This window comes from Pirellulaceae bacterium (assembly GCA_019636385.1).
GTDB lineage: Bacteria > Planctomycetota > Planctomycetia > Pirellulales > Pirellulaceae > Aureliella.
Window position 1 is genome coordinate 503892 of record JAHBXT010000004.1, and the last position, 14048, is coordinate 517939.

A 14048-nucleotide genomic window follows, 5' to 3' on the forward strand; every position below is an offset into this window, starting at 1 on the left:
TACATCTGCCGAGGATCGCACTTGCAACGCGAATTGACACGGACCGAAAAACTGGAGTTGATGGGACTGCTGTTCATTCATGGAATGGCGCTGGCTGCTTGGTTCGTTCCCATGACTCCCATTCTGAATCAAGCCGGTCTGAGCCAACTCACGCCTTATGCTTTTGCGGCGTCCGCAGTCTCGGCGCTGCTTTCGCCACTGTTCTTCGGTGCTATGGCCGATCGTTCTGTCTCGCCCGCCAAAGTGTTGCGTTGGACTGCGCTAATCACTGCGGTACTGGTGAGCCTAGTAGCTGGGTGTATCCAAAGTCAATCGCCCCGCTGGCTAATTCTGACAGTTATCCAGATTCAATATTTGTTCTGCACCCCAGCCGCCAGTCTCACAGGCTCAATTGTCTTCACCCAATTGCGACATGCGCGACACCAGTTCGGTTCGATCCGGGCCTGGGGAACCATCGGCTGGATGGCCGGATGTTGGGCGGTTAGTCTGATGCACTTGGATGGCAGCACCTTGAGCTTCGTATTTAGCAGTCTGCTGTGGCTCTTGTTGTCAATCTATACACTGGTATTGCCCGAACTGCCTACCGCCAGTGGTAGCCCACAACGATTGACATTGCATGAGCGCTTCGGGCTGGACGCGTGGAGCCTCATGCGGGTACGCGACCACCGCACGATCTTCATTACCGGCGCACTGGTGGCCATTCCGTTTTCGGCCTTCTACCCCATCACACCGGCGCATCTGCGTGATTTAGGCTTCGAGCGCACCAGTGCCTGGATGAGTCTTGGTCAAGTCAGTGAGATTGCGGCGATGATGTTTGTGACGGGATTGCTTAGTAGCTGGCGCTTCAAGTGGGTCATCACCGCCGGATTGGCCTGCGGCTTGCTGCGCTATGTGCTGTATGCGTGCAATGCTTCAGTGCCGGTTCTATTGGGCATCGGACTGCACGGCTTTGCGTTTACCTTCACTTATATCAGCACGCAGATTTATCTGGCTCAGCGCATCGAGGCGGCTTGGACCACGCGCGCTCAGGCGCTCTTAAGCCTGATGATTGGTGGCGTGGGCAACTTAATTGGTTACTTGACAACCGGTTGGTGGCTCACCATGTGCCGCGACGACCAGCATGTCGACTGGCAACTTTATTGGAGCGGTCTGGGCGGCTTAGTGCTCCTAATATCCCTGTACTTTATGAGCAGTTATCGGGGACAAGATTGATGGTTGCAATGGCCAACGTGTCGCTCACAGCCATCGCGGTATGGCGCTGCCCACAAACACTGCACCAATGCCCAACACGTTCTGCGACAGTAAATTTACGCACAATTGGCCCCACTGTGCCTGACGAACCAACAGGTTGGATTCGAAAGCAAAAGCCGAAAAGGTCGTGAACGCTCCCATGAATCCGGCCAGGATGATCCAACTGGTCTGGGCGCTCATCAGCGATTTCTGATCGGCCAACGACCAGACCAATCCGAACAACAAGCAGCCCAGTAGGTTGACCGCTAATGTTCCCAAGGGAAAATCGCCGCCGTTCCAGCGCTGAACTAATGTTGACAATCCGACTCGGGCCAACGAACCCAACCCGCCGGCCACGAACAGACAAGCAAACTTCCACCACATGCGGATCCATTCTCCACGTTACGATGCTAGGTAACCGTTCACGCAATTTGTAGAGTGGGACCAGCCGGGCCCCTACAAGCTGTTCAAAACACAAACTATCGGGAAAGCGGCAGCGATCGTCGTATCACCATTAGCTCGGCCTCGCGTCGGCCCACCACCTGCGTAGACAGAGTGGCGTGTGAACGACTACTGTGCCAGGAGCAGCCATGTATTGTCGATCCGCACTTAGTATCTCACAAGCAACCTCAGTCGCATACTGGGATATCTGGCCACCGCACGCTAAACTTTCTGGTTTTCATCTCTAATATCTCCAATATTTCTTCCGTGGAAATTACCGTGCCAGCTTCTGCCAATACCCCATCGCCATCAACCTCGACGCTCGCCGCGCAATCGGTACAACCGGGAAGTTGGTTGGGAGTCCTGGGCGGTGGCCAATTGGGGCGCATGTTTACCCAGGCGGCTCAACGGCTGGGCTACCAGGTCGCCATCTATGAATCTGAACCAGAAAGTCCGGCGGCGCAACTGGCCAATCGCAACTTTTGCCCCAGCGACCAGCCAGGCGTTTCGCCCGAAGCCTTGGTCCAGCGGATGGCCCACTTATGCGACGTCGTCACGTTGGAATTCGAGAATATTCCGGCGTCCATGGTGCGGGCTGCAGCCGATCACTGCCTGACGCATCCTTGCGCCGAGTTCTTGGAGCTGTGCCAAGACCGCAAACGTGAAAAACAATCGTTGTCCAGTATTGGCTGTCCCACGACGCCATTTACGCCTGTCACCTCACAATCCGAGGCGGCCGCTGCCGGAGCCCAACTGGGCTGGCCGGTCGTTCTGAAGACGGCCTGCAGTGGCTACGATGGTAAAGGACAATGCCTAGTTCGCGCGCCCGCCGACCTGCCTGCCGCCTGGAACAAGCTGAATTCGGATCACGTGGTGGCTGAAAAGTGGATCGACTTTGTGGCCGAAGTCTCGATGCTTACTGCGCGCAACGCCGCTGGACAGATTGTTCACTACCCACTGTTTGAAAACCAGCACAGCCACCACATTCTGGATGTAACCCATTGCCCTGTGCGTCCCGAACTATTGCCCTTCCAAGAACAAGCCACGGAGATTTGTCGCCATGTCGCCCAATCGTTTTCGGTGGTTGGACTGTTTTGCATCGAGTTCTTTGTCAGCCGTGACGGCCGTTTACTGATTAACGAAATCGCTCCCCGCCCGCATAATTCAGGACACTTAACGATAGAGGCCTTCGACATCAGCCAGTTCGAAATGCAAGTGCGCGCCATTTGCAACCTGCCACTCAGAACCCCACGTCAGCTCAGCCCAGCCGCCATGGCCAACCTGCTGGGTGATCTATGGCGAGACAGCACACCCAACTGGAATGCTGTTCTAGAACTCCCTCAGACTTTCTTGCATCTCTATGGAAAATCCGAAGCCCGCTCCGGCCGGAAGATGGGCCACATCACTGTATTAGACGACTATCACGCCGCGACCTTAGCACAGCAAGCTCGCGCCGCGCTCATTGCCTAGCCCCCTGTGCACTTCCCTTCCTTGACCCTTGTCACCCAGTTCCCACTTGGTGACGCATCTCCTGCTCGAATCCGCACCCGCACATGCATCTCTTCAGCCGCTGCGCGGTGGCAGGCACTAGCCAGGGGTGCTGCAGGCTGATGAAAAAGCGAGCACTACTAGTTGTCAGACTCTTCGGACTCCTGGTCCGCGTCTACATCTACAGCTCCATTTTCGTCGTCAGCTAACGACGTTGAAACAGACTGCGAAGTTGCATCCAGCGATGGCTCCATCGGCGACTGGCCGACAGGACTCGGTAGTGGCGCTGCTTCATCAACTTCATCTTCCTTAGGAACCTTAACGATCGCGGTTAGCGCGTCTTCGTCATCCAGTTTCATAATCCGCACGCCTTGGGTGTTGCGGCCGATGATGTTGATTTCATTGGCGGCCACGCGTTGGATTTTTCCGCGCGAGGTCATCATCAACAACTCATCGTCATCGGTCACGGGCACAATGCCGATCACCGGACCATTGCGCTGGCTGGTTTTGATATCCATCAAACCGCCTCCGCCACGGCGTTGGGTGCGATAGGATTGGCTGGAATTGGGCTCGTCCGCAACTTCCACTTCGGCTGGCTCTTCCACCTCTGCGACTGGCAAGTCACCATCGACTGTCTCGGTATCCGGGTCGCCGCCAGCAAGTTTCTCTCCCTGCCCAAACCAAGTGCGCTTGCCATAGCCGTTTTGACACACAGTCAACAGCGTGGCAGTGGGGTCGGCCACGACCATACCGACCACGCTGTCACCCTTGCGCAGTCGAATACCCTTAACTCCCGAAGTGTTCCGCCCCATGGCCCGCGCGTCGGTTTCGGCAAAGCGAATCGCTTTGCCTTGTGCAGTTGCCAGCACCAGTTGATCGTCGGGACCAACCACCACGACATCCATCAGCTCGTCGTCTTCGCGCAGTTTGATGGCGATGATGCCTCCGCGCTTGGGGCGACTGTAGGCTTCCAATGGAGTCTTCTTTACCAACCCCTGCTTGGTGGCCATCATCAAGTAATGCCCCGGCAAATTAAAATCGCGAACCGCGACGCATTCGGCAATTTTCTCATCTTCAGCCAAATTCAGCAGATTGACGACCGCCCGCCCCCGACTTTCACGATTGAGCAGCGGAATGTCGTACACCTTTTGCCAGTAGACCTTGCCCTGCGTCGTAAAGAACAGCAGATAAGCGTGAGTACTGGCTACAAACAGGTGCTCAACTGGATCTTCGTCATCTGTCTTGGCACCGGTGATACCTTTACCGCCGCGACGCTGCGCTCGATAAGTAACCGAAGGAATGCGCTTGATGTAGCCGCGATGACTGATGGTCACTACCATCGTCTCTTCGGTAATCAAATCTTCCAAGTTGTAGTTGCCGATCTCTTCGTGGCTGATCTCGGTCCGTCGATTGTCGCCAAACCGCCGAGCGATCTCTTCGGTCTCGGCTTTGATAATGGCGTAGATATTGCGCATGTCCGACAAGATCGTCAGATAGCCTTCGATCTCCTCCAACAGCTTTTGATATTCTTCGACCAACTTATCCTGTTCCAAGTTGACCAACTGGCCTAGCCGCATGACTAGAATGGCATCGGTCTGCACGCTGGTCAGCGAATAGGTAGGTGCTTGACCACGATCTTCTTTGAATTGCTCGAAGCCACGATCGCCCAGAGCGCGCTGCATCATCGCGGCTGGAACTTCCACGCCCATCAATCGCTGTTTGGCCTCGGCTTGCGTGCGACTGGTGCGGATAATCTGAATGATCTGATCGATGTCCGCCAGGGCCAACAACAAACCTTCGACCGTGTGCTTGCGCTTACGCGCCCGAGCCAACAGGAATTGCGTTCGTCGACGAATCACGGTCACGCGATGCCGCACGAACTCTTGCAGCATCTCTTTGATGTTCAGCTCACGTGGCTTGCCGTCAACCAATGCCAAGAAGATCAACGAGAATGAATCCTGCAGTGGCGAGAACTGATACAGTTGATTCAGCACGACATCGGCATCATGACCTTGCTTGATGTCGACCACCAAGCGAACAGGCTCCTTCAGATCGCTCTCGTCTCGAATCCCTGAAATGCCTTTAATTCGACCACTGCTGACCAATTCGGCAATGCGCTCGACAACGCGATCACGAAATTGCTGGAAGGGAATTTCGTTGATGATGATTCGCGAGCGGTTTCTGACGGTTTCGATCTTCGTCCTGGCGCGAACCACAATGGTACTGCGCCCAGTCCGATAACCCTGCCGAATGCCGTAGCGACCGCAAATGATCCCACCAGTGGGAAAGTCGGGACCTGGAATAATCTCCATCAATTCGTCTAGACTGACGTCCGGATTGTCTACCAAGGCGATGATGCCAGCGCATACTTCGCGCAAGTTGTGCGGTGGAATACTAGTGGCCATGCCCACGGCGATTCCAGTGGCACCATTGACTAACAGATTCGGAAAGCGACTGGGCAGCACAACCGGCTCAGTGCGAGCCTCATCGTAGGTTGGGACAAAGTCCACCGTATCCAGCTTGAGATCATCCAACAACAACGAGGCAGCGCTGCTGAGTCGTGCTTCGGTGTATCGCATAGCTGCCGCTGGCAGGCCGGCGATTGAACCGAAATTGCCTTGCTTGTCAATTAACACTTGGCGCATGTTCCATTCTTGCGCCATGCGAACCAAGGTAGGATAAATTACTGCCTCGCCGTGCGGGTGGTAGTTACCGCTGGTATCTCCGGAAATTTTGGCGCACTTGACGCGCTTAGCACCTGGTCCCAAGTTAAGGTCGTTCATGGCTACCAAGATGCGACGCTGCGACGGCTTGAGTCCGTCGCGAACGTCGGGCAGAGCGCGACTCACAATCACGCTCATGGCGTATGTCAAATAACTATCGCGCAGCTCGTCTTCGATAGGCTGATCGATCAAAATCGTCCCTGTGCCGCTGTCCATGACGGCACCGCTATTATCATCCTGTGCGCTTTCATCGGGTACATCAGTGTCATCCGCTTGACCTCCGCCAGCGTTGTCCTGCGCATTGAAGTCATCATCGTCGGGAGGTAGATTTGACAAGGTCTCTGCCTTCTAAACGGGTTCATCGGGGCCACCGAAAATACCGCCGCCACGCGGTCTAAAAATCGCCAAAATGGTGGCTCAAGCTGAGTTCCTGGGCAATCTTTTTGGAAGGCGGCAATATACCAAAATGGGCTGCGTTCGACAACCGCCTGAGCTTGATTCGATAGCGACGCAAAGCCTTGAAATGCAAAGACTTGAGAATAGATATATCAAGGCCGCTATGGGCGCCGAATTCGGCCTTATCTAGCATCGCCAGACAATGGGGATGAGGAAGCGTCTGGAGGCTCCATCGAGCCTAGCTACCGTCGCGCAGACGGTGGGCATTTTCGGTAGCTACCGTCGCACAGGCGGTGGGGTCAGGTAGCCGCTTCTCCACGCGCTGGCGCGCGGCGCTGCAGTTGATGATCGGGCAGCCCTGATGTGGGCCGCTGGCCGCTTCTCCACGCGCTGGCGCGCGGCGCTGCCGAACGCATGTCACCGCTTCTGTTTCGGCAGAAACATATCCAGCAGTATCGCGTCGGGAGCGATACTGGCCATGCAATGCGGCAGCGAGGCTGGCAAAAATGCGCTATCGCCACAGGAGAGTGATTCGTAAAACGCTTCGCCAATCAATTCCACTCCCCCGTAAGGCGCGGTGACGATGTGAAACGCTCCGTCGCCAGCAATGGGTTGTACTTGACCACCAACCCAGCGATCCCAGATGAATTTGTCGCAACTCACCAAGCGCTGGCGACCGGGCTGTGACGTGGGTTGGGGAACTTCAATTTGTCTGGGACCGACATCGAAATCCGTTACTGCCAATGCCTGTTGAACGTGCAGCGCACGCGGTTGACCGTCTGGTCCCACTCGATTCCAGTCGAACAATCGAAAGGTCGTGTTGGATGCTTGTTGGAGTTCGGCCACCAACAGCCCAGCCCCCAAAGCGTGGACTGTGCCTGCCGGAATGAACACGCAATCACCGGGCTGCGGCTGGATTTGATGCAAGCACTGCTCGACCGATCCTGCGGTTACTGCATGTGCTAAGTCTTCCCGCGACACCCCGGATTTCAGACCTGCATACAGCACGGCACCGGGTCGGCTGTCAATAACATACCAGGCTTCGGTCTTCCCCAAATCGGGCTGCTGCATCGAAAGTGCATAGTCATCGCTTGGATGAACCTGCACGCTGAGAACGTTTTGACAGTCAAGGTATTTCAAAAGCAGCGGCAGAGTCTTGATCCCCGGCCCTAGCAACCAGCCTGGATTGCCTTCAGCCAAGCGACGCAGGGACCAGCCAGCCAGCGGGCCATTTTCAACGATGCTCTGATGTTCCGGGTGATCGACGATCTCCCAGCTCTCGGCCCACACTCCGCCATCAGGTAGTTTTTTACCAAGGCGCTCGGCCAGTCTTCTGCCCCCCCACAGATAATTCTGAAACTTGGGCTGGCAACGCAGCGGGTAAGCTTCTGTAATCATCAAGACTCACTCTGTTTTATGCAGACATCCAGGTCCAATCACCATCTGCAATGTTAGCCGAAGACCGGTAGAATTCCTTCGCTAACACAGCGGGTTGTGGAGTCCACTCGCAGGAAACTGTGTGGAGCCGAAGCAATTTTTCAATTGCGGCTCACAAAAGGAACCGGCCCAGTTATAGTGGAAACTTCTGGTGGCGTGGTAGGCCAAACGGACTGATGGCACCAAGGCGATTGAACGACTAGGGATTTGTTGGCATGTTAAAGAAGCAGGTGGCGGACGATCTGTTCGAGAGTAGCTCGATGACCTTCGGCGAGCATCTGGAAGAGCTGCGCCGCGCCTTGGCCAAAGCTTTAATATGGTTGGGATTGGGAGCTGCGTTGGGGCTGATGCTGGCCGATCGGATTGTCAAGTTTATCGAAACTCCGCTCAAGGCAGCCATCACCGAGTATTACATTGAGCGGGCGAAACTGGAATACAAAGAGGCCAATGACATCGAGGCCAGCGACGAACTGGCGCGATGGATGCATCAACATACGATGATGCCCCAGCATGTGTTCGTCGATCCAGCCAATATCCAAGCCATGTTGGTGGAAGCCTCTGAGGCATCGGCAAGTTCGCCAGATGTCCAAGCTACGCCTGATCCATCGCCTGCTGCGCAGCCAAGTGCAGCAGCGCAAAACACGCAACAGCCGCAGCCACTGACGGCAAAAAACCATTCGGAAGTAAAGCCGAAGATCAGCGCGTGGCGCGGAGTAAATGCAGAAAACCTCAATCGCCTGCAGCCTTTTGTTTTATTTCAGCCTATTCCCAACAAGCTGGTAACGCTGACCGCCATGGAGCCCTTCATGATGTGGATGAAAGCCGGATTGGTGGCTGGAGCGATCTTTGGCGCTCCTGGCATCTTCTGGCACATTTGGCAGTTCTTTGCTGCCGGACTTTACCCTCATGAGCGACGGTATGTTTATTGGTATATGCCCCTGAGTCTGCTGCTGTTCTTTAGTGGCGTTGCGTTGGCATTCTTTGTAGTCTTTCGCTTGATCCTGATGTTCTTGATTGGCTACACCACGAGTTTAGATGTGGAGTTCACACCGCGTCTAAACGACTACATGTCATTTGCCCTGATGTTGCCACTGGGATTTGGCTTGGCATTTCAATTGCCGCTGGTCATGTTGGGATTTCATCGCTTCGGCATTGTTACCGTCGAAACATTCTTGGCTCAGTGGCGAATTGCAGTGCTGATCATTTCATTCCTGGCTATGGTGCTGACACCGGCCGATCCCTACAGCATGATTGGACTGGGGGCACCGCTCGTGGTGCTTTATTTCTTTGGCATCCTGCTGTGCAAATACATGCCCTCAGGAGCGGGTATTGGACCGCCAGCCAGCGACCCCAGGTAGCAGAAGCTCAAATCGCCTGCTGTCGAGCGCGGGCGATGTAGGCTTGTCGGAGCTGCTGCGTATTCGCACCTGGCCGCCCAGAGCCAATGGGCTGACCATCCAATTCCACTACTGGCAAGATGAACGCCGAAGCGGATGTTATAAAGGCCTCATCGGCCTGCAATGCTTCGGCCACTGAAAAACCTCGTTGCTCGACCGCCAAGCCCAGTTCGTGGGCGATTTGCAGGACGGCACCACGCGTGGTGCCGTGCAGGATATCGTTGTTGAGCTGTCGGGTAATCATCACTTGACCGCGAAGAATGTAGGCATTGTTGGATGTGCCCTCGGTGACGAGCCCATCTTGCACGAACCATGCCTCGTCGGCACCTGTTTTCGTGGCCATCATCTTGGCCATCGCGGGATAAAGCAACTGGACAGTCTTAATGTCGCGCCGGCCCCACCGAATATCAGCCACCGTAATAACTTTCAGCCCGGTGCTGGCGATTGCCGGGTGTGCCATTCCTGGCTTGGACTGCGTGAACATCACCACTGTAGGTGGCGTATCGCTCGGCGGATATGCAAAGTCGCGATCGCCCGAATTTCCTCGCGAGATCTGCAGATAGACCAGACCCTCGACCAATTGATTGCGCTGCACCAACTGGCGGTGCAGTTCAAGCCACTGCTGAGGCGTATGCGGATTGGCGATTTCCAACTCGCTCAAAGAACGCGCCAGTCGCTGGCAATGCCCGGCAAAGTCGATCAGCTTTCCATCAAGAACCGCCGTGACTTCATAGACAGCGTCGGCCATCAGGAAGCCACGATCGAAGACCGAGACCACAGCTTGCTCGGCAGTCACCACGTTTCCGTTAACATACACCCAACGCTTCATCGGACTTCGTCCATCAGTCACCAGTGAAAATTCACGACTCAACTTCAACTCTCTGTGCGGCCTCAGTCCCATCTTCGACGGGAAACAGCAGCGCCAGGATGGCTCCTGCCACTGCACCGGCCAGATGCCCATCCCAGGAAACGCCGCCCGCCGTCGGTAGTACTCCCCACAATAGCGACCCACCATACAGAAATCCAACCACGACGGAAATGAGCAGCGACACTGGATGTTTCTCTCGAAAGCCAACCACAATTAGATAGGCGATCAAGCCATAAATCAGGCCGCTAGCCCCAACGTGTACGATCACTTGTTGTCCGCTGCCGTTGCGTCCAAAAACCCACAACAGCACCCCGCTGCAAACGATAATTTCGGCGATACGAATCCAAGGTGTGCGGCGCGAATGCACAAACAGCAGCAGCAGAATCAGCAAGGGTATCGTATTGCTGATCAAGTGTCCCAAGCTGCCGTGTAACCAAACCGACAGCGGAATCCCCATCAACCCCGTCAATCGACGGGGCACAATCCCCCAATCCGTGAAGTTGATCGGCAGTAACCCATCCAAGAGGTACACTACCCAAAGGCTGGCGATCAACCATAAAATGCCGCGAATCGACGGTTGCGACTGAGCTGCAATCATCTGTTGATCGAACCTGTCCTGAACTGCGATGGCAACCTGCTTTAGACCCTGATGTCAATTTCTGCGATTGCCAACTTTGGTGCAACGGCGAACGCTAACTGCTGTTGACGCCAGCGGTTGGCCAGCGTGGGAATGAACTACGTGCGCGTGAAGGGTTAGGCTTTGGTTTACAATATACGCGTAATTGCCAGGCTTGGCAGGGCATCGATCGTCCGCTGTTGCAATTCTACCGACTATCCAACACTAGAAGGCTCATTCATGGCTCGCTGTTTCTTGATGCTGATCGTCGGCTGTTTGACAAGCCTGCACATCGAAGGTAGTACCGCCAGGGGGCAATCGACCACTGCGCCACTTAGCTTTCACGTAGCCGATGGATTTTCGATTGCACCGATCGCGCTCGAGCCGCTAACGAAATGGCCTACACTTGTGGACTGGGACCAGCACGGAAATCTGTTGGTAGTCGAATCCGCGGGAGTCGCCAAGCCGATCGAACAACACAACGAGCGTCGATTGCACCGCATCGTACGGCTGATCGACGACAACGGGGACGGCGTGATGGATCGTCGACAATTGGTGGCCGATCAATTGCCCTTCGTCGAAGGCGTACTGTGCCTAGGAAACGAGTTGTTGGTTTGCGCACCACCGGTGATCTGGCAACTGTCTGACGCCGATGCAGACGGCTTTTGCGAAAGTCGCCAGGTATGGTTTGACGGACAAACGATTACCGGCTGTGCCAACGATTTGCATGGCCCCTATTTAGGGCGTGATGGCTGGGTGTACTGGTGCAAAGGTGCCTTTGCCGAGCAGACCCACCAACTCATCGATGGCACAACCTTAAAGAACAGCGCAGCACACATTTTTCGTCGTCATCTGTCGGGTGGACCAGTTGAGCCGGTGATGAGTGGCGGGATGGACAATCCGGTTGAACTGGCAGTGCTGCCCAATGGTGAACGATTCTTCAGCAGCACCTTTCTGGTTCATCCAGGTGGCGGCCAGCGTGATGCGGTCGTTCATGCAATCTATGGAGGTGCTTACGGCAAAGAACACGCGGCCCTGAACGGTGTGATTCGTACGGGATCCCTGATGCCGATCGCAGTACATTTGGGTCCAGCGGCACCCAGTGGTCTGCTTCACCTGGAAAAGACTGAATTGCTAGGCAAGACAATGCCAACTCTGGTGGTAGCCCTTTTCAATACTCAAAAAGTCGTTGCCATACCACTGCAAGCCGTCGGTGCATCGTTTGAAAGTCAGCCGGTTGATCTGGTGGTCGGCAGCCGAATCGACTTTCATCCCACCGATGTACTGGAAGACGCCGACGGCAGTTTGCTGATCGTAGATACCGGCGGTTGGTATGACCTGTGTTGCCCAACATCGCGAGTCGATCAGCAGACCGCTTCCGGCGGAATCTATCGGCTGCGCCGCCCAGGACAATCCGCTGCAACGCCCCGCTTGGTGGCCGCTCCACAATGGCACAATATCTCGGCAACGGAGGCTATCCATTTGCTGGACGATGACCGACCGTGGATCGCGCGAGCCGCACTACTCAAGATCGCGACTTCGCATAACTGGGCTACGAATGAACTCGCCCAGCACCTCAGCCAATCCACTCGACCGCTCGCCTCGCGCCAAAACGCCCTGTGGGCGCTCGGCGCAATCGGCTCACCAGAATCGTTAGAGATCGTTACAAAACTGCTAGCCTCGGCAATGCCCACCCATGAAAATCGTAACGCGCCCTCCAATAGCTCAAGTTTCACAGCGGCGCAAGCTTTGAAAATGATTGCAGCGCATATTGTCGCTCTGCATCGATACCAACCGGCGCGATCGCCTGTCGAACAACTGCTGGGGAGCGCCAGCCTGCCAGACCTGCAGCAGCCAGCATTGGCCCGCGTCGCTGCCGAGGCTCTAGGCCGAATCGGCAACACCGAATCGGTGGCTATGGTGATGCGTTGCAGTCATCTGATCGACATAGACCGCGTGCTGGATCACTCGATTCGTTATGCGCTGTTTGAAATTGGCAAGGCTGAAGCGGTGGCCCAATACTTGGACAGCTCCGATCGGCGACAGCAACGATTAGCACTGGGAACATTGGATCTGTTGAACGCTGAATCGTACCTCAGTGTCGACCGATTAATCCAAGCTGCCCAGCAACCTGCTCTGGACGATGTGGGCGCGGAATTGCTCATCAAACGCCCCGCACTGGCACCGCAAGTCTTGACACAGCTCACCCCGCACTGGCAGCAGTCATTAAGTTCTGGTCAAGCTCCACCGGCTTTGTTTACACAACTTGCGCGCCACTGGCACAGTCAACCCGCCTGGATTAAGGCGGTGTCTGACCTGCTAACCCCCCCCGTTGCCGAGCAGCATTGGCAGTGGATGGAGGCGTCGTTGCTTTCACTATCGGGAGCCAAGCTGCCAGTTGCCTGGCATTCTTGGGTATTGCATGGCTTGCAGCAAGATGCCCAGCGCATGGCTAGCCTGCTAACAACAATTGACCTGAGAGGCCAAGATCAATCTCCGATCGTCTCGCGCCTCTTGGAAGTGCTACAGCAGCAACCCGACGACAACGCCAAGTTGCTTCTGGTGCGATGTTTGCCACCGAAACATCTCTACCGAGACGACGCTCTAGCCAACTCGTTAATCAAAGCCTTGGATGTAAGTGATGCCGCCGGTTCGGCGACCCCGCTGTGGAGCGTTTTACAACGACTACACCTGACGCGCTCGACTGCCGAGAGCATTGTCCTGCGCCTGCCGAACATGTCATCTACCGATCTATTGCAAGCAGCCCAAATCGTGTCGACCATCAGGGACGATGAACTGGACCAGGAATTGCTGGTCCAACTGGCCAAATTACCGGCAGCGAAAGCGTGGCCTACGGATACCTTACCGAACATCTATCGCGACCGCAGCGCTGAACTGCGCGCTGCGGCTGAGCGCGTGAACGAACAACTTCAACAATCGCATCCCGATGTTCAACAAACAGTTCGGTCCCTGCTGGATCAATTGCCTCCGGGCGATCCGGTACGCGGGCTAACCTTGTTTCATAGCGCCAAGATCAACTGCGGCGGTTGTCACCAAATGGGTTATCGCGGTGCCAAAATCGGGCCAGAACTGAGTCAAATTGGTCGTAGTCGGACTCGCGAGGCACTGCTGGAGGCCATTCTGTTTCCTAACGAACGCATTGAACAGGGCTTTCAAGCCATACAGGCGCTAACCACCGACGGTCGAGTACTTAACGGTGTCGTCGTCGCGCGACAGCCCGATGGTGCCATCGAGCTACAGATTTCAGCCGACCAGAGCATACGTCTGGCTGCTGAGGAAATTGAACGGCTGAGTCCGAGTCAAATCTCGATCATGCCTAGCGGGATGCTGGAATTGCTAACGCCCCGGGACTTGGCTGATTTGCTGAGTCTATTGGAAGCGGCTTTGTAGAAATTGCGTGAATCAGTACTGATTTGACCCGCAGCAGTGCT

The 14048-nt window shown here is 55.5% G+C and carries 9 protein-coding genes; 4 read left to right on the plus strand and 5 right to left on the minus strand.

What is annotated here, in order from left to right; translation table 11 throughout:
- Window positions 1-21 precede the first annotated feature (21 nt).
- Complete coding sequence (locus KF752_16455) at window positions 22-1212, plus strand: MFS transporter (protein MBX3423150.1); 1191 nt, start codon at window positions 22-24, stop codon at window positions 1210-1212.
- A 24-nt stretch (window positions 1213-1236) separates the two neighbouring features.
- Here KF752_16455 and crcB read toward each other — a convergent pair whose 3' ends face one another.
- Window positions 1237-1614, minus strand: a complete 378-nt coding sequence (gene crcB, locus KF752_16460) for a fluoride efflux transporter CrcB (protein MBX3423151.1) — start codon at window positions 1612-1614, stop codon at window positions 1237-1239.
- Between the two features lie 336 nt (window positions 1615-1950).
- On the opposite strand from crcB, the gene KF752_16465 reads away from it, so the two are divergent.
- Window positions 1951-3141 carry a 5-(carboxyamino)imidazole ribonucleotide synthase gene (locus KF752_16465; protein MBX3423152.1) on the plus strand — a complete coding sequence of 397 codons (1191 nt, stop codon included), beginning with the start codon at window positions 1951-1953 and terminating at the stop codon, window positions 3139-3141.
- A 158-nt stretch (window positions 3142-3299) separates the two neighbouring features.
- On the opposite strand, the gene gyrA is transcribed toward KF752_16465, so the two are convergent.
- Window positions 3300-6098 carry a DNA gyrase subunit A gene (gene gyrA, locus KF752_16470; protein ID MBX3423153.1) on the minus strand — a complete coding sequence of 933 codons (2799 nt, stop codon included), beginning with the start codon at window positions 6096-6098 and terminating at the stop codon, window positions 3300-3302.
- A gap of 597 nt (window positions 6099-6695) precedes the next feature.
- The gene (locus tag KF752_16475) at window positions 6696-7676 is read right to left on the minus strand and encodes a class I mannose-6-phosphate isomerase (GenBank protein MBX3423154.1); all 981 of its coding nucleotides are present in this window, start codon (window positions 7674-7676) and stop codon (window positions 6696-6698) included.
- 254 nt (window positions 7677-7930) lie between these two features.
- Between KF752_16475 and KF752_16480 the strand changes: the two genes are divergently transcribed.
- Window positions 7931-9073, plus strand: a complete 1143-nt coding sequence (locus KF752_16480; GenBank protein MBX3423155.1) for a twin-arginine translocase subunit TatC — start codon at window positions 7931-7933, stop codon at window positions 9071-9073.
- 7 nt (window positions 9074-9080) lie between these two features.
- On the opposite strand, the gene KF752_16485 is transcribed toward KF752_16480, so the two are convergent.
- Together KF752_16485 and KF752_16490 are read right to left on the minus strand one after the other, a co-directional pair.
- Complete coding sequence (locus KF752_16485) at window positions 9081-9941, minus strand: D-amino-acid transaminase (GenBank protein MBX3423156.1); 861 nt, start codon at window positions 9939-9941, stop codon at window positions 9081-9083.
- 31 nt (window positions 9942-9972) lie between these two features.
- A complete protein-coding gene (locus KF752_16490) occupies window positions 9973-10578 on the minus strand; it encodes a rhomboid family intramembrane serine protease (protein ID MBX3423157.1) in 606 nt (201 codons plus the stop codon).
- 258 nt (window positions 10579-10836) lie between these two features.
- Here KF752_16490 and KF752_16495 point away from each other — a divergent pair, with 258 nt between their 5' ends.
- The gene (locus tag KF752_16495; protein ID MBX3423158.1) at window positions 10837-14007 is read left to right on the plus strand and encodes a hypothetical protein; all 3171 of its coding nucleotides are present in this window, start codon (window positions 10837-10839) and stop codon (window positions 14005-14007) included.
- Window positions 14008-14048: the final 41 nt, after the last annotated feature.

Bases quoted from the DNA above. Each gene is read 5' to 3' on its own strand.
- KF752_16490 (MBX3423157.1), bottom strand. From the start codon at position 10,578: ATGATTGCAGCTCAGTCGCAACCGTCGATTCGCGGCATTTTATGGTTG.
- KF752_16475 (MBX3423154.1), bottom strand. From the start codon at position 7,676: ATGATTACAGAAGCTTACCCGCTGCGTTGCCAGCCCAAGTTTCAGAAT.
- KF752_16495 (MBX3423158.1), top strand. From the start codon at position 10,837: ATGGCTCGCTGTTTCTTGATGCTGATCGTCGGCTGTTTGACAAGCCTG.
- KF752_16480 (MBX3423155.1), top strand. From the start codon at position 7,931: ATGTTAAAGAAGCAGGTGGCGGACGATCTGTTCGAGAGTAGCTCGATG.
- crcB (MBX3423151.1), bottom strand. From the start codon at position 1,614: ATGTGGTGGAAGTTTGCTTGTCTGTTCGTGGCCGGCGGGTTGGGTTCG.
- KF752_16485 (MBX3423156.1), bottom strand. From the start codon at position 9,941: ATGAAGCGTTGGGTGTATGTTAACGGAAACGTGGTGACTGCCGAGCAA.
- gyrA (MBX3423153.1), bottom strand. From the start codon at position 6,098: ATGGACAGCGGCACAGGGACGATTTTGATCGATCAGCCTATCGAAGAC.